The sequence below is a fragment of the Geodermatophilus sp. URMC 63 genome (assembly GCF_053502565.1).
This window is the reverse complement of the sequence record NZ_CP199956.1, coordinates 14,789-30,302: the sequence shown is the minus strand read 5'-3', so window position 1 is coordinate 30,302 and position 15,514 is coordinate 14,789. Positions and strand designations below refer to the sequence as shown.

15 protein-coding genes and 1 pseudogene are annotated in these 15,514 nt (G+C 76.8%); 14 read left to right on the top strand and 2 right to left on the bottom strand.

Annotated features, from left to right (window positions below; genetic code table 11):
- Positions 1-14: 14 nt before the first annotated feature.
- The 3 genes from ispG to ACWIZO_RS00130 all read left to right on the top strand — a co-directional run bounded on the left by ispG (position 15) and on the right by ACWIZO_RS00130 (position 4,016).
- Positions 15-1,175, top strand: coding sequence for a flavodoxin-dependent (E)-4-hydroxy-3-methylbut-2-enyl-diphosphate synthase (gene ispG / locus ACWIZO_RS00140; RefSeq protein ID WP_446756809.1), 1,161 nt, complete (start codon positions 15-17; stop codon positions 1,173-1,175).
- 14 nt (positions 1,176-1,189) lie between these two features.
- Positions 1,190-2,041: a GNAT family N-acetyltransferase gene (locus ACWIZO_RS00135; RefSeq protein ID WP_448640560.1), complete on the top strand. Its 852-nt coding sequence runs from the start codon at positions 1,190-1,192 to the stop codon at positions 2,039-2,041.
- Positions 2,042-2,120: 79 nt separating this feature from the next.
- The gene (locus ACWIZO_RS00130) at positions 2,121-4,016 is read left to right on the top strand and encodes a penicillin-binding transpeptidase domain-containing protein (RefSeq protein WP_448640559.1); all 1,896 of its coding nucleotides are present in this window, start codon (positions 2,121-2,123) and stop codon (positions 4,014-4,016) included.
- Positions 4,017-4,092: 76 nt separating this feature from the next.
- Here ACWIZO_RS00130 and ACWIZO_RS00125 read toward each other — a convergent pair whose 3' ends face one another.
- Both ACWIZO_RS00125 and ACWIZO_RS00120 read right to left on the bottom strand, forming a co-directional pair.
- A complete protein-coding gene (locus ACWIZO_RS00125; protein ID WP_448640558.1) occupies positions 4,093-4,548 on the bottom strand; it encodes a ferritin-like domain-containing protein in 456 nt (151 codons plus the stop codon).
- Between the two features lie 12 nt (positions 4,549-4,560).
- Positions 4,561-5,055 carry a hypothetical protein gene (locus ACWIZO_RS00120; protein ID WP_448640557.1) on the bottom strand — a complete coding sequence of 165 codons (495 nt, stop codon included), beginning with the start codon at positions 5,053-5,055 and terminating at the stop codon, positions 4,561-4,563.
- A gap of 243 nt (positions 5,056-5,298) precedes the next feature.
- On the opposite strand from ACWIZO_RS00120, the gene rimP reads away from it, so the two are divergent.
- From rimP to truB, 11 genes and pseudogenes are all read left to right on the top strand, one after another.
- Complete coding sequence (gene rimP / locus ACWIZO_RS00115) at positions 5,299-6,087, top strand: ribosome maturation factor RimP (RefSeq protein ID WP_448640556.1); 789 nt, start codon at positions 5,299-5,301, stop codon at positions 6,085-6,087.
- Positions 6,084-7,217, top strand: a complete 1,134-nt coding sequence (gene nusA, locus ACWIZO_RS00110) for a transcription termination factor NusA (RefSeq protein WP_448640555.1) — start codon at positions 6,084-6,086, stop codon at positions 7,215-7,217. The genes rimP and nusA overlap by 4 nt, the downstream gene beginning before the upstream one ends.
- A gap of 8 nt (positions 7,218-7,225) precedes the next feature.
- Positions 7,226-7,615 carry a YlxR family protein gene (locus tag ACWIZO_RS00105; RefSeq protein WP_448640554.1) on the top strand — a complete coding sequence of 130 codons (390 nt, stop codon included), beginning with the start codon at positions 7,226-7,228 and terminating at the stop codon, positions 7,613-7,615.
- Between the two features lie 94 nt (positions 7,616-7,709).
- A pseudogene (locus ACWIZO_RS00100) lies at positions 7,710-7,853 on the top strand (translation initiation factor IF-2 N-terminal domain-containing protein); the annotation flags it as partial.
- A 1,140-nt stretch (positions 7,854-8,993) separates the two neighbouring features.
- Positions 8,994-10,826: a translation initiation factor IF-2 gene (gene infB / locus ACWIZO_RS00095; protein ID WP_448642905.1), complete on the top strand. Its 1,833-nt coding sequence runs from the start codon at positions 8,994-8,996 to the stop codon at positions 10,824-10,826.
- Positions 10,827-10,853: 27 nt separating this feature from the next.
- Positions 10,854-11,153 (top strand): DUF503 domain-containing protein, encoded by a 300-nt coding sequence (locus ACWIZO_RS00090; RefSeq protein WP_448640553.1) that lies wholly within the window; start codon positions 10,854-10,856, stop codon positions 11,151-11,153.
- 108 nt (positions 11,154-11,261) lie between these two features.
- Positions 11,262-11,765 (top strand): 30S ribosome-binding factor RbfA, encoded by a 504-nt coding sequence (rbfA, locus tag ACWIZO_RS00085; protein WP_448640552.1) that lies wholly within the window; start codon positions 11,262-11,264, stop codon positions 11,763-11,765.
- Positions 11,766-11,838: 73 nt separating this feature from the next.
- Positions 11,839-12,084: a hypothetical protein gene (locus ACWIZO_RS00080; protein ID WP_448640551.1), complete on the top strand. Its 246-nt coding sequence runs from the start codon at positions 11,839-11,841 to the stop codon at positions 12,082-12,084.
- Positions 12,085-12,089: 5 nt separating this feature from the next.
- The gene (locus ACWIZO_RS00075; RefSeq protein ID WP_448640550.1) at positions 12,090-13,106 is read left to right on the top strand and encodes a DHH family phosphoesterase; all 1,017 of its coding nucleotides are present in this window, start codon (positions 12,090-12,092) and stop codon (positions 13,104-13,106) included.
- 119 nt (positions 13,107-13,225) lie between these two features.
- Complete coding sequence (locus ACWIZO_RS00070) at positions 13,226-14,494, top strand: MATE family efflux transporter (protein ID WP_448640549.1); 1,269 nt, start codon at positions 13,226-13,228, stop codon at positions 14,492-14,494.
- Between the two features lie 55 nt (positions 14,495-14,549).
- Positions 14,550-15,467, top strand: a complete 918-nt coding sequence (truB, locus tag ACWIZO_RS00065; RefSeq protein WP_448640548.1) for a tRNA pseudouridine(55) synthase TruB — start codon at positions 14,550-14,552, stop codon at positions 15,465-15,467.
- Positions 15,468-15,514 lie beyond the last annotated feature (47 nt).

The window sequence follows — 15,514 nt, the reverse complement described above, 5'->3', positions numbered from 1 at the left end:
GGATACTCGAGGTCATGGCGACCCCCGTCAGTCTCGGCATGCCCGCTGCGCCCCCGCCCGTCCTCGCCCCCCGGCGCAAGACCCGCCAGCTCGTGGTGGGAGACGTCGGCGTCGGCAGCGACTCCCCGGTGAGCGTGCAGTCGATGACGACGACCAAGACCGCCGACGTCAACGCCACGCTGCAGCAGATCGCCGAGCTCACCGCCGCCGGCTGCCAGATCGTGCGGGTCGCCGTCCCCGACACCGACGACGCCGAGGCGCTGCCGGCCATCGCACGGAAGTCGCAGATCCCGGTCATCGCCGACATCCACTTCCAGCCGCGCTACGTGTTCGCCGCGATCGACGCCGGCTGCGCGGCCGTCCGCGTGAACCCGGGCAACATCAAGAAGTTCGACGACAGGGTCGGCGAGATCGCCCGGGCGGCCAAGGACGCCGGCACCCCGATCCGCATCGGCGTCAACGCCGGCTCGCTGGACAAGCGGCTGCTGGCCAAGTACGGCCGGGCCACGCCCGAGGCGCTGGTCGAGTCGGCGCTGTGGGAGTGCTCGCTGTTCGAGGAGCACGACTTCCGCGACATCAAGATCTCGGTCAAGCACAACGACCCGGTGGTCATGGTGCGTGCCTACGAGCTGCTCGCCGCGCAGTGCGACTACCCGCTGCACCTCGGCGTCACCGAGGCCGGCCCGGCGTTCCAGGGCACGATCAAGTCCGCCGTCGCGTTCGGCGCGCTGCTCTCGCAGGGCATCGGCGACACCATCCGCGTCTCGCTGTCGGCCCCGCCGGTCGAGGAGGTCAAGGTCGGCACGCAGATCCTCGAGTCGCTGAACCTGCGCCAGCGCGGCCTGGAGATCGTCAGCTGCCCCTCGTGCGGGCGCGCGCAGGTCGACGTCTACAAGCTCGCCAACGAGGTCACCGCCGGCCTCGACGGGCTGGAGGTGCCGCTGCGGGTGGCCGTCATGGGCTGCGTCGTCAACGGCCCCGGCGAGGCCCGCGAGGCCGACCTGGGCGTGGCCTCGGGCAACGGCAAGGGCCAGATCTTCGTCAAGGGCGAGGTGGTCAAGACCGTGCCCGAGTCGCAGATCGTCGAGACGCTCATCGAGGAGGCCATGCGCATCGCGGGGGAGCAGACCGGGGACGGCGTCCCGTCCGGCCCGCCGGTCGTCACCGTCGGCTGACCCGCCCCCCTCCCGTGCTCCGTTCGCCGACCGCCCGCGTCCTCGACGAGGCCGACGAGCCGGCCGTCCGCCGGCTGCTGGCCGCCGACCCGGTCGCGGCCTGCGTCATCGCCGGCCGCGTGGAGGTCACCGGCACGGCTCCGGCCGCCCTGGGCGCCCCGCTGTGGGGGGTCGGCGCCGGCGGTGACCTCGACGCCGTCTGCCTGGCCGGCGCCAACCTGATCCCGTTCGCCGTCCCCGGGGCCGAGCGGGCCGCGGCCGCCGCCTTCGCCGAGCGCGCCCGCCGGGCTGGCCGGCGCTGCTCGACGATCGTCGGCCCGGCCGCCGCCGTCGACCCGCTGTGGGACCTGCTCGAGCCCTACTGGGGACCGGCCCGCGACCACCGGCCGCGCCAGCCGCTCCTGGCGATCGAGGGCCCGCCCGCGGTCGTGCCGGAGCCGCGGGTCCGGCCGGTGCGCCCGGCCGAGGTCGACGTCCTCCTCCCAGCAGCCGTGGCGATGTTCACCGAGGAGGTCGGCGTCAGCCCGCTGCGGGTCGACGGCGGCGCCGGCTACCGGGCCCGGGTCGAGGACCTCGTCCGCGCGGGGCAGTCCCTGGCGTGGATCGAGGACGGCACGGTGCTGTTCAAGGCCGAGATCGGCGCGGTGTCCCGCGCGGCCTGCCAGGTGCAGGGCGTGTGGGTGGCCCCCGACCGGCGCGGGCGCGGGCTGGGGGCGGCCGGGATGGCCGCCGTCGTCGAGTACGCGCGGACGGCGATCGCGCCCGTCGTCAGCCTCTACGTCAACGACTACAACGCGCCCGCCCGCGCGGCCTACCGCCGGGTCGGCTTCCACGAGGTCGGCCGCTACGCCAGCGTGCTGTTCTGAGGGAGGACCACTCCTCCGGCCGCCTGCACGGGGGGTCGTTCCCCCGGATCGGGCCCGCCGTCTGACAGGGTGGGGATCCGTGGGAGCACGACGCACGGCGGTCCTCGGTTCGGTCCTGACCCTCCTGGCCGCCCCGGTGCTGGCGGCCTGCTCGGGCAGCTCCGAGGACGACGTCCGCGCCGCCGCCCAGGCCTTCCTCGACGACTGGACCGCCGGTGACACCGACGCCGCGGCCGCCGCCACCACCGACCCCGACGCGGCCGGCGCCCTGCTCGGGCAGACCGCCACCGACCTGCCCGACGCCACGCTGGACGCCGAGCTCGGCGACGTCACCGTCGACGACGGCACCGCCACCGCCGGCTGGACGGCCACCTGGGACCTCGCCGCCGCTCCCGACTGGACCTACGACGCGACCCTGGAGCTGCAGGAGGGCGAGGACGGCTGGCAGGTCGTCGCCGAGCCCACCGTGGTCCATCCGGAGCTGGGGGAGGGGCAGCGCCTGCGGCTGACCCGGTCCCTGCCCGAGCGCGCGGCCCTCACCGACGCGGCCGGCGACCCGCTGTTCATGCCCACCGAGGTGGTGGACGTCGGCGTCGACACCGGACAGGTCACCGATCTGCCCGCGCTGGCCTCGGGCCTGTCGGCGGCCACCGGCGTCCCGGCCGAGGAGATCACCGCCGACGTCCAGGCCGCCCCGCCCGGCCAGTTCGTGCCGGTCATCGCCCTGCGCCGCCCGGACTTCGAGGCCATCCGCGCGCAGGTGTTCGACCTGCCCGGGGCGGTCTTCCCCACCGAGACCCGGCTGCTCGCGCCCTCGGCCCGGTTCGCCTCCGCGCTGCTGGGCCGGGTCGGCCCGGCCACCGCCGAGGCGATCGAGGAGACCACCGAGGACGGGGTGGCCGCGTACGCCGCCGGCGACCAGCTCGGCCTCTCGGGCCTGCAGCGCGCGCTGCAGGAGCAGCTGACCGGCACGCCGGGGTTCACCGTCGCGGTGGTCAGCACCGACGAGAGCACCGGGGACGCCGGCCGGCAGGTCGCCGCCGTCGACCCGGTCCCGGGGAAGCCGGCGCAGACGCCGCTGGTCCGCCCGCTGCAGGAGGCCGCCGACGCCGCCGTCGCCACCCAGCCGCTGGCCACCCACCTGGTCGTGGTGCGGCCGGGCACCGGGGAGGTCCTGGCCGTGGCCTCCAACGAGGCGGCGAACGCCGGCAACGCGCTCACCGGCCAGTTCCCGCCGGGGTCGAGCATGAAGACGATCACCGCCACGGCGCTGCTGTCCACCGGTGAGCTGACCCCCGACACCCCGGTGGCCTGCCCGGGCACGACGGTCGTCGACGGCCGCGAGTTCGAGAACCAGAACCAGTTCGACCTGGGCACGGTGCCCTTCACCGAGGCCTTCGCCGAGTCGTGCAACACCACGTTCATCGAGGCGGGGCTGCGGCTGCCCGACGACGCGCTGGCCGACGCGGCCGCCTCCTACGGCGTGGGCAGCGACTGGCAGCTGCCGGTCGACGTCTTCTCCGGCAGCGTCCCGGCCGACTCGACCGGCACCGCCAAGGCCGCCGACGCCATCGGCCAGGGGGAGGTGCTCATGAGCCCCGTGCAGCTCGCCCTGGTCGCCGCCGGTGTCGCCGGCGGCAGCGCCGTGGCGCCGGTCGAGGTGGTCGGCGCCGACGCGGCGGGCCCGGCGCCGGCGGGCCCGGGACAGGCCGTGCTCGACCAGCTGCGCCCGCTGATGCGCCAGGTGGTCCTCACCGGGACGGCGACCGCGCTCGCCGACCGCGGCGAGGTGTACGGCAAGACCGGCACCGCGGAGTTCGGCAGCAACACCCCGCCGGACTCGCACGGCTGGTTCATGGGCTACCAGCTGGGCGGCCCGCAGGGCGACATCGCCTTCGCCGTGCTCGTCGAGGCGGGGCAGTCCAGCAGCGCCGCCGTCGGCGTCACCGACGCCTTCCTCGGCGACCTCGGCTGAGCACCTCCCCGCCCCCACCAGTCGCGGGCTCGCGGCGGGAACCTGCAGGGAGGCCGGGGGGCGCGAGGGTCCTCGATCAGCCGGTGGGGAGGCCGGGCAGGGCCGTGGTGACCGGGCTCCGGCCCGCCGCCGCCCGCCAGCCGACCGCCCGGCCCTCCGCGGCCTGCAGCTCGGTCACCGCCAGCTGACGGACCGACGCCTGCTCCGCGGCGTCGAGCAGCGCCACCCAGGAGGCGCTCACGCCCTCCTCGAGCACCACCCCCAGCGCCGCCGCGTCGACCGCCGACAGGACGGGGAACGGCAGCGTGTAACCCGCCTCGGCCGGCACCGGGTCCGCACCGCGCTCGTCGAGCAGCGCGGCCAGCCGGTCGCGGACGTCGCGGTGCGCCAGCTCGCCCTCCTCGGCGGCAGCCCGGGCGTCCGGGGGCAGTGCCGCCCCGACGACGCCGTACCCCCAGACGGCGGCGTGCTCGGCGGCCAGGGCGTCGCGGAGCCCGGCGTCCTCCCCGCCGCCGGTTCCGTCGTCAGCCATGCCGGTCCCCCCTCACGCGAGCGCGGCCTCGTGGCCGCGCAGCCCGGCCGCCACCGACCCGAGCAGTGCCGCCCGAGCGCCGGAGACGTCGACGCAGGCACCGGCGTGCGCCGTGGCGGCCGCGCCCACCTGCCCGCGCAGCCAGCCCCGCACGTCACCACCTGCCGGCGGGGGCGCGGCTGCCGCTCCCGCTCCCGATGCCGTCGACGGCGCCCCGGGTGCCGCGGCGCGCAGCCGCTCCAGCTGCTCGCGGGCCTGACCGGCGAGGACGGTGACCTGGTCGCCGAGCCCCGGGTCGGCCGCGGCCGCGGCGGCGTAGGCGGCCACGGCGGCCTCCTGGACGGCGACCTGCCCGGCCAGCCGGTCGACCTGCTCCGCGGTCTGCGCGGCGGCCTCCCCGGACGCGCCGGAGGTGCACCCGGCCACGGCGAGCACGGCCAGGCCGGCCGTGGCGGCGAGCAGGCTCCGCCGCGGGATGCCGGGCGGGGAGGGGGGCGGTGCGGACATCGACGCCATCCTCCCAGGCGCCGTCCTCCCGGGCGGGCACCGCCGGGCGGGCGTCGTGCCGTGCCGGGCCCGCGGGTGCCCAGCACACCGTCCGGAGGGGCAGCGGGCAGGAGAGCGGTAGCCTGACCACTCCCCGGGTGCGCCGCCGGCCGGTGCCGTGCGACGCACGGGCCGCCGGCGCGGTCCCCGGCGGGGCGGTCCGCCGAGCACGAGCTCCGACCGGTGCAGGAGGGGAGGGAGCCCGTGTCCACGCGACGGCAGGACCCGGCCGCTGGGCGTCGGCAGGACCCGGCCGCTGGGCGTCGGCAGGACCCGGCCGCTGGGCGTCGGCAGGACCCGGCCGCTGGGCGTCGGCAGGACCCGGCCGCTGGGCGTCGGCAGGACCCGGCCACCGGGCGTCGCCAGGACGACCCGGCCGCGACCCGGCTGGCCGGCTGGATCGAGCCGGTCATCGGCGCCGCCGGCTACGACCTCGAGGAGCTGGTGGTCACCCCCGCCGGCCGGCGCAGCGTCGTCCGCGTGGTCGTCGACCGCGACGAGGGCGTCAGCCTCGACGACGTCGCCGAGGTCAGCCGGGCGGTGTCGGCGGTGCTCGACGAGAACGACGGCGAGCTCGGCCGGGCGCCCTACGTGCTCGAGGTGACCAGCCCCGGCGTCGACCGGCCGCTCACCGAGCCCCGGCACTGGCGGCGCAACACCGGCCGCCTCGTCGCCGTGACCGTCGGCCCGGCCGGCGCCACCGAGCAGCTCACCGGCCGGATCACCGCCGTCAACGGCGCCGGGGTGACCCTCGCGGTCGAGAAGCCGGGCAAGCCGGGCGCGCGGAGGAAGCCGCCCACCCCGCGGCAGGTGCCGTGGGCCGAGCTCGGCGCCGGGCGCGTGCAGGTCGAGTTCGCCCGTCCCGGCCGCGACGAGGACCCCGGCACCGGGGACGAGCACGACGACCCGCACGACGACCCGCACGACGACCCGGACGACCTGCTGGACGACCTGACGGACGACGAGGGCGACGACGACGGAGGAGGACAGTGAACATCGACGTGACCGCCCTCAAGGCGGTCGAGCGGGAGAAGGGCATCCCCGCCGACACGGTCATCGAGGCGATCGAGACGGCGCTGGTGACCGCCTACCGGCACGCCGACGGCGCCGCCAAGCACGTGCGGGTGCACGTCGACCGCAAGACCGGCGAGGTCGCCGTGCTCGCGCAGGAGCTCGGTGCCGACGGCGAGGTCGTGCGCGAGTGGGACGACACCCCCTCGGACTTCGGCCGGATCGCGGCCAGCACCGCCAAGCAGGTCATCGTCCAGCGGCTGCGCGACGCCGAGCACGAGCAGACCTTCGGCGAGTACGCCGGCAAGGAGGGCGACATCGTCAGCGGCGTCGTCCAGGCCGACGCCCGCCGTAACGCGCAGGGCTCGGTGCTGGTCGACATCGGCAAGGTGGAGGCGGTGCTGCCAGCGGCCGAGCAGGTGCCCGGTGAGCGCTACCCGCACGGCAGCCGGCTGCGCGCCTACGTCGTGTCGGTGGCGCGCACCTACCGCGGCCCGCAGGTGACCGTCTCGCGCACCCACCCGAACCTGGTGCGCAAGCTGTTCGCCCTGGAGGTCCCCGAGATCGCCGACGGCAGCGTCGAGATCGTGGCCGTCGCCCGGGAGGCCGGGCACCGCTCGAAGATCGCCGTCCGCACCGCGGTGCCGGGCCTGAACGCCAAGGGCGCCTGCATCGGGCCGATGGGCCAGCGGGTGCGCAACGTCATGAGCGAGCTGCACGGCGAGAAGATCGACATCGTCGACTGGTCCGACGACCCCGCGGCCTTCGTCGCCTCCGCGCTGAGCCCCGCCCGGGTGAACAGCGCGCAGCTGGTCGACCCCAAGGCCAAGGCGGTGCGGGTCGTCGTCCCCGACTACCAGCTGTCGCTGGCCATCGGCAAGGAGGGGCAGAACGCCCGGCTCGCCGCGCGGCTGACCGGCTGCCGCATCGACATCCGCAGCGACGCCCAGCCCGACGACGCCGCGCCCTCGCCCGGGGTGGGCCGCCCGCCGCTGCGCTCGGGCCCCCCGCCGGTGCGCGCCGGCGCCCCCGGCGGTCGTCCCTCGCCCGGCGGGGGCACCCTCCGCCCCGGTCCGCGGCGCCCGGAACAACGGGGCCCCGACGCGCGCTAGGATGACGGGTGGCCGAAACGTCGATCCCGGTGCGCACCTGTGTGGGCTGCCGGGAGCGCGCTCCGGTCACCGACCTGTTGCGTGTCGTCCTCCGGGCCGGGGCCCTCGTGCCCGACCCGCGGCGGCGGCTCCCCGGCCGGGGCGCCTCGCTGCACCCCACTCCGGAGTGCCTGCGCGCAGCGGAGCGACGCCGGGCCTTCCCCCGGGCGCTGCGCCTCCCTGGTGGGGGCGGCGCCGCGGTGGAGGCCGGTCCGCTCCGGGCCCATGTCCTCGGCGCCGCGGCGTCCGAGGACGGCCGGTCCCGGACGGGCGAACGCACACGAACGACAGACCGCAGTCCCACCGACGGACCGGCACCCGGCCGGTCCGCACGTCGAGAGCAGGACGTCGTCGGATGAGTCAGCCGTGAAGTCCCCACGATGACAAGCCAGACCATGCACCACTGACGACGAGGTCGCGCGGGCGAGCCGCCGGCCTCACCAGAGGAGATCCGTGCCAGGCAAAGCCCGCGTCCACGAACTCGCCAAGGAGTTCGGGGTCGACAGCAAGACCGTGCTCGCCAAGCTCAAGGAGCAGGGCGAGTTCGTGAAGTCCGCCTCCTCGACCGTCGAGGCCCCCGTGGCCCGGCGGCTCCGGGAGGCCCTCGGCGCTGCCACCGGTGGCAGCAGCAACGGCGGCGGCAACGGTGGAGGCAACGGCGGCCGTGCTCCCGCGGCCCGTCCCGCCGCTCCGTCCGCGCCCCGCCCGGCCGCGCCGCAGCCGGTGGCCAGCGCTCCGCAGGCCCCGGCCGCGCCCGCTCCGTCGGGGATCGCCCCCGGTCCACGTCCGGGCGCTCCGCGTCCCGGCCCCACCCCCGGCCCGCGTCCGGCCGCGCCCGCTCCGCAGGCGCCGGCCGCCAGCGCGCCGGTCGAGCAGCCCCCGGCCCCGGCTCCCGCTCCGGCGGCGGCTCCCGCTCCGGCGGCGGCTCCCGCTCCGGCGGCGGCTCCCGCTCCGGCGGCGGCCCAGGCTCCTGCCGAGGGTTCCCGGCCGGCCGCGCCGGGCGCCCCGCGTCCGGGTGCCCCGTCGCCGCGTCCGGCCGGTGGCGGCCCCGTCCCCGGTCCCGCCCGTCCGGCCGCGCCGCGTCCCGCGGCGCCGGGCGCTCCCCGTCCCGGCGGCCCCGGTGCCGGTCCGGTCGCGCCGGGCGCCGGCCCGCGGCCGGGTCCCCGTCCGGCCCCGCGGCCGGGCAACAACCCCTTCAGCAGCGCTCCGCGTCCGGCTCCCGCGGCCGGTGGCCCGCGACCGGGCCCGGCGGCCGGCGGCCCCCGTCCCGGCCCCGCAGCCGGTGCCGGCCCGCGTCCCGGCCCTGGTGCCGGCGGCCCGCGGCCCGCTCCGGGTGCCGGTGGCCCGCGTCCCGGTGGTCCGCGTCCCGCGGCCGGTCCGGGCGGCCCCCGTCCCAACCCGGGCATGATGCCGCCCCGGCCCTCGCCGGGCATGATGCCGCCGCGGCCGGCCGGTGCCGGCCGTCCCGGTGGCGGTCCCGGTGGTCCCGGCGGCCGTGGTCGTCCGGGTGGTCCCGGCGGTGGTGGTGGCGGTGGCTTCCGACCCGGTGGCGGCGGCGCCCCCGGTGGCGGCGGTGGCGGTGCCCCCGCCGGCGGTGGCTTCCGTGGCGGCGGTGGCCGCGGCCGTGGCCGCGGTGGCTCCGGTGCGGGCACCGCGGGTGCCTTCGGTCGTCCCGGCGGTCGCGGTCCGGTCCGCGGGCGCAAGAGCAAGAAGCAGCGGCGCCAGGAGTTCGACCAGATGGCGGCGCCCAGCATGGGCGGCGTCAGCCTGCCGCGTGGCCACGGACAGGTCGTCCGGCTGCCCCGCGGTGCCTCGCTGACCGACCTGGCCGAGAAGATCGGCGCCCAGCCGGCGACGCTGGTGACCGCCCTGTTCCACCTGGGCGAGATGGTCACCGCGACGCAGTCGGTCAGCGACGAGACGCTGCAGCTGCTCGGTGCCGAGATCGAGTGGGACATCCAGGTCGTCAGCCCCGAGGACGAGGACCGCGAGCTCCTCGAGACCTTCGACCTCACCTTCGGCGACGAGGGTGACGAGGAGGACTGGGAGGCCCGTCCGCCGGTCGTCACCGTCATGGGTCACGTCGACCACGGCAAGACGAAGCTGCTCGACGCCATCCGCAACAGCAACGTGGTGGCGCGGGAGGCCGGCGGCATCACCCAGCACATCGGTGCCTACCAGGTCGTCACCGAGCTGGAGGACAACGAGCGTCCGATCACCTTCATCGACACCCCGGGTCACGAGTCGTTCACCGCGATGCGTGCCCGTGGCGCCAAGGTGACCGACATCGTCGTCCTGGTGGTGGCAGCCGACGACGGCGTCATGCCGCAGACGGTCGAGGCGCTCAACCACGCCCAGGCCGCCGAGGTGCCGATCGTCGTCGCGGTCAACAAGATCGACAAGGAGGGGGCCAACCCCGCCAAGATCCGTCAGCAGCTCACCGAGTACGGGCTGGTGGCCGAGGAGTACGGCGGCGACACGATGTTCGTCGACGTCTCCGCGACCACCCGTCAGGGTCTCGACGAGCTGCTCACGGCGATCCTGCTGACCGCCGACGCCTCGCTGGACCTGCGCGCCAACACGCAGCAGGACCCGCAGGGTGTGGTCATCGAGGGCAAGCTGGACAAGGGACGTGGCCCCGTCGCCACCGTCCTCGTCCAGCGCGGCACGCTGCGCCAGGGCGACTCGATCGTGGCCGGCGACGCCTACGGGCGCGTCCGGTCGCTGCTCGACGAGCACGGCAACAAGCTGAAGGAGGCCCTGCCGGCCCGCCCGGTGCAGGTCGTCGGCCTCACCTCGGTGCCGCGTGCGGGTGACACGTTCCTCGTCGTCGAGGAGGACCGCGTCGCCCGGCAGATCGCCGACCGTCGTCAGGCCCGGATCCGCAACGCGCAGAACGCGTCGATGCGCAAGCGGATCAGCCTGGAGGACCTCGACGCCGCGCTCAAGGAGAACCGCCAGCTCAACCTGATCATCAAGGGCGACAACTCGGGCACCGTGGAGGCGCTCGAGGAGGCCCTCATGAAGATCGAGGTGAGCGACGACATCTCGCTGCGGGTCATCCACCGCGGCGTCGGCGGCATCACCAAGAGCGACATCGACCTGGCACTGGCCGACGACGTCATCGTCCTGGGCTTCAACGTCCGGGCCGAGGGTCAGGCCACCGAGCTCGCCAACCGCGAGGGCGTCGACGTCCGGTACTACTCGGTCATCTACCAGGCGATCGAGGAGATCGAGGCGGCCCTCAAGGGCATGCTCAAGCCGGAGTATGAGGAGGTCGCGCTCGGCTCGGCCGAGGTCCGCGAGGTCTTCCGTGTGCCGCGCATCGGCAACGTCGCGGGCTCCATCGTCCGCAGCGGGACGATCACCCGGAACTCGAAGGCCCGGCTGGTCCGGGACGGGGTGGTCGTCGCCGACAACCTCACCGTCGAGTCGCTGCGCCGCTTCAAGGACGACGTGACCGAGGTCCGCGACGGCTACGAGTGCGGTATCGGGCTCGGGTCGTTCAACGACATCAAGATCGAGGACGTCATCGAGACGTTCGAGATGCGCGAGAAGCCCCGCGCGTAGGGGCCCCGTTCGAGCAGCAGGGAGGCGGTGAGCGTGTTCACCGGCACGCTCACCGCCGACCTGCTGCTGGGCGACGTCCACTCGCTCAAGGGCAAGCGCGCCGTCGTCCGGCCGATCGTGGCCGAGCTGCGGCGCCGCTTCGCCGTGGCCGCCGCCGAGGTGGGCGACGTCGACCTGCACCGGCGCGCGCAGGTCGGGGTCGCCACCGTCGCCGGGGACGCCGGTCAGGTGACCGACGTCCTCGACGCCTGCGAGCGGTTGCTGGCCGAGCGGCCGGAGGTGACGCTGCTGACGACGCACCGGCAGCTGTTCTCCGACACCGACTGACGACGGGCCCCCTCGCCCCCGTCCCCCACACGCTCGGGCCGGGCCCCTGCGAGGGGGCGCCCCTGTCCACCGGCGTCCACGTGACGCCCCGACCCCCGGAGGTCCGCCGTGGCTGACCCGGCCCGCGCCCGCAAGCTCGCGGTGCGCATCCGCCAGATCGTCTCCGCCGCGATCGAGTCGCAGATCAAGGACCCGCGGCTGGGCATGGTCACCGTGACCGACGCGCGGGTGACCAGCGACCTGCGCGAGGCCACCGTCTTCTACACCGTCTACGGCGACCCGACCCAGGTCGAGGACTCCGCCCGCGCGCTGGCCAGCGCCACCGGTGTCCTGCGCTCCACGGTCGGCCGCCAGACCGGCATCAAGTTCGTGCCGACGCTGGCCTTCGTCGCCGACCACGTGCCCGACACCGCCCGCGAGCTGGACGAGGCGCTCGAGCGGGTGCGGTCGGCCGACGCCGAGCTCGCCCGGCTGCGCGAGCACGCGAGCTACGCCGGCGACGCCGACCCCTACCGCCACCCGGCCGACGACGAGGACGACGCCGACGACGCCTCCCCGGCCGACCTCGACGCCGGCACCGACCCGGTCACCGACCGCAGGAACGCCTCGTGAGCCGGCTGGCGAGCGCACACGGGGACACGACAGCGCCGCGACCGCGGCCGACGGACGCCCACGAGGAGGCCTGGTGAGCGAGAACGACCCCGACCCGCACCTCCCGGACGAGGGGCAGGGACGCTCGGAGCTCGGCGGGCGCGCCGAGCCCGGCGCCGGCGACCCCACCGACGGCGGCCGGAAGGGCCAGATCGGCGAGGCGCCGAGCATCGCCGAGGACGAGCCCGACGACGGCGGCCCGCCGCTGCCGCCCGGCGGCGGGCTGGTCACCGAGGACCGCAACGCGCCGCCCGTGGCCGACCCCGGCCCCGACGCCTGACCCCGGTGACCACCGCCTCCCCGGGGTCGCCGGCGGCGCCGGTCGCCGGCCCCGCACCCACACCGGCGGCCGTCCTGGCCGCAGCCGCCGACGCCCGCGCCAGCGTCGTGCTCTCCGGGCACGTCCAGCCCGACGCCGACGCCCTCGGCAGCACGCTCGCCCTCGCCGAGGGCCTGCGCCGCCGTGGTGCGCGCGTGCTGGCCACCTTCCCCGGCCGTCCCGGCCTGCCGGCCTCCCTCGGCTGGTTGCCCGGCGCGGAGGGGCTGGTCCCGTCCACCGCCGTCCCCGCCTCCCCGGACGTCTTCGTCAGCCTCGACGCCGCCTCGCCGGCCCGGCTCGGTGAGCTGGCGGCGCTGCTCACCGGCGCCGGCACGTCGGTGGTCCTCGACCACCACGCCAGCAACCCCGGGTTCGGGACCGTGCGCCTGGTGGACCCGGCCGCCCCGGCGACGGTCGTCCTCGTGGCCGGTCTGCTCGACGAGCTGGGAATCACCCTCGATGCGCGGCTGGCCACGCTGCTCTACGCGGGCCTGGCGGCCGACACCGGTTCCTTCCGCTTCAGCAGCACCCGGCCCGACACCCACGCGCTGGCCGCCCGGCTGCTGGCCACCGGCATCGACCACGCGGTGATCAGCCAGCGGCTCTTCGACACCGCGCCCTTCGGCTGGCTGCGGCTGCTCTCGGCGGTCACCGGCCGCGCGGTGCTGGAGCCCGGCGTCGGCGCCGGCCTTGTGTGGACCTGGTCGAGCACCGCCGAGGCGGCCGAGCACGCCCTGCCCGGCGAGCAGCTCGAGGCGCTGGTCGACGTCGTCCGTTCCACCGCCGAGGCCGACGTCGCCTGCGTGCTCAAGGGCCAGGACGACGGCACCTGGTCGGTGTCGCTGCGCTCCCGCGGGGCGACCGACGTCGCCCGGGTGGCCACGGCCCTCGGCGGCGGAGGCCACCGCGCGGCGGCCGGCTTCACCTCGCACGAGGACCACGAGACGACGATCGCGCAGCTGCGCCGGCTCCTCGACACATGACACCGCGGTCCTCCGGACCGCACCGCGGCCAGGAGCCGTCCCCCGGCGTCGCTGAGCCCGCTCAGGCCACCGGGCCGGGAGGGCTCCGCCCCCCGCGTCCCGGCGTCCTCGGGCTGGCGGTGCCGGCACTGGTGGTGCTGGCCGCCGAGCCGCTGTACCTGCTCGTCGACACCGCCGTCGTCGGCCACCTCGGCACCGTCGCGCTCGGCGGCCTCGCCGTCGGCGGCGGGCTGCTGGCGTGGGCCGCCGCACTGCTGAACTTCCTCGCCTACGGCACCACCGCCCGCGCCGCCCGCCGGGCCGGCGCCGGGGACCGCGCCGGCGCCGTCGCCGAGGGCGTGCAGGCCACCTGGCTGGCGCTGCTGCTCGGCGCAGCGGTCGTGCTGCTGTTCCAGGTGCTCGCCGGGCCGCTGACCCGCGCGCTGGCCGGCGGGCCCGGCGAGGTCGCCGCGGCCGGCGAGCAGTGGCTGCGCATCGCCGGCTGCGGCGCGCCGCTGCTGCTGGTGTCCCTGGCCGGCAACGGCTGGCTGCGCGGCGTGCAGGACCTGCGCCGGCCGGTGCGCTTCGTCCTGGCCGGGAGCCTCACCAGTCTGGTGCTCTGCCCGCTGCTGGTGCACCCGGCCGGCCTCGGGCTGCCCGGCTCGGCGGTGGCCAACCTGACCGGCCAGGCGCTGACGGCGGCGCTGTTCGTGCGGGCGCTGCTGCGCGAGGGCGCCGACTGGCGGTTGCGCCCCGCCGCCGTCCGGGCGCAGCTCGTCCTCGGCCGCGACCTCCTGCTGCGCGCCACCGTGCTGCAGCTGGCCTTCCTGGTCGCCGCCGGCGTCGCCGCGCGCACCGGGCAGGCCGCGCTGGGCGCCCACCAGATCGCGCTGCAGCTGTTCCTCTTCCTCGCGCTCGTCCTCGACGCCTACGCCATCGCCGCCCAGACGCTGGTCGGGCACGCCCTCGGCGCCGGGCGCCCCGCCGAGGCCCGCGCCACCGCCCGGAGGGTCACGCTGTGGGGGCTGGGCACCGGCGTCGTGGTCGCGGTGCTGCTGCTGGCCGGGCGTGAGCTCCTGGTCCCGCTGTTCACCGGCGACCCCACCGTCCGGGCGCAGGCCGAGCTGGTCTGGTGGTTCCTCGCCGGCTTCCAGCCCCTGGCCGGGGTGGTGTTCGCCCTCGACGGCGTGCTCATGGGCGCCGGCGACGTCGGCTACCTGCGCACGGTGACCGTCGGCGCCGCGCTCGTCGGGTTCGTGCCGCTGTCGCTGCTGTCCGGCCCGCTGGGCTGGGGACTGGCCGGCGTGTGGACCGGCCTCACGCTGTTCATCGCGCTGCGGCTGGTCGCCGTCCTGGCCCGGGTGGCGGGGGAGAGGTGGCTGACCGCACCTGCCACGGTGGGGACGTGAGCTCACCCCACGAAGACGCTCCGCCGGCGCTCCACGTCTGCGTGGGGACCCCGGCATGAGCCGCCGCCGCGCCGCCGACGCCGACGTGACCCCGGGCGTGCTGCTGGTCGACAAGCCCGGCGGGATGACCTCCCACGACGTCGTCGCCCGGGCCCGGCGGGTCCTCTCCGTCCGCCGGGTCGGGCACGCCGGCACCCTCGACCCCATGGCCACCGGCCTGCTGGTGCTCGGCGTCGGCGCGGCCACCCGGCTGCTCGGTCACCTCGGCGGCTCGGACAAGGTCTACGAGGCCACCGTCCGGCTGGGGCAGACGACGGTCACCGACGACCGCGAGGGCGAGGTGCTGACGACGACGCCGGCCGGGCACCTCGACGACGACGCCGTCCGCGCGGCGCTGGCCGCCCAGACCGGACCGCTGTCGCAGGTGCCGTCCTCGGTGAGCGCGGTGAAGGTCGGCGGCCGCCGCTCCTACGACCGCGTGCGGGCCGGCGAGGAGGTCGTCCTGGAGCCGCGGGCGGTGACCGTCCACCGCCTCGACGTCCACCGGGTCACCCGGCCCACGCCCGACCTGGTCGACGTCGAGGTCACCGTCGCGTGCACCGCGGGCACCTACGTGCGCGCCATCGCCCGCGACGCCGGCGCCGCTCTCGGCGTCGGCGGGCACCTCACCGCGCTGCGGCGCACCGCCTCCGGCCCGTTCACCACCGCGCAGGCCGCGCCGGTGGAGGAGGCGGCGGCCGCGCTCGCCGCGGGCGGCGGCCCGGGGACGCTGACCCTCCCCGACGCCGCCACCGCGGTCTTCCCCGAGCGGCGGCTCACCGACGACGAGGCCCGCGCCCTGGGGTACGGGCAGCGCATCGCGGCCACCGGGCGGCCCGGGCTGTCGGCCGCCGTCGACCCGGCGGGCCGGCTGGTCGCGCTGGTCGAGGACGCCGGGCCCACCGCCCGCGTCGCCGTCGGCTTCCCGGGGTGAGGTGCTCCTCGGCCCCCGTGCAGGGGGCCCTCCGCCTGCGCGTGCAA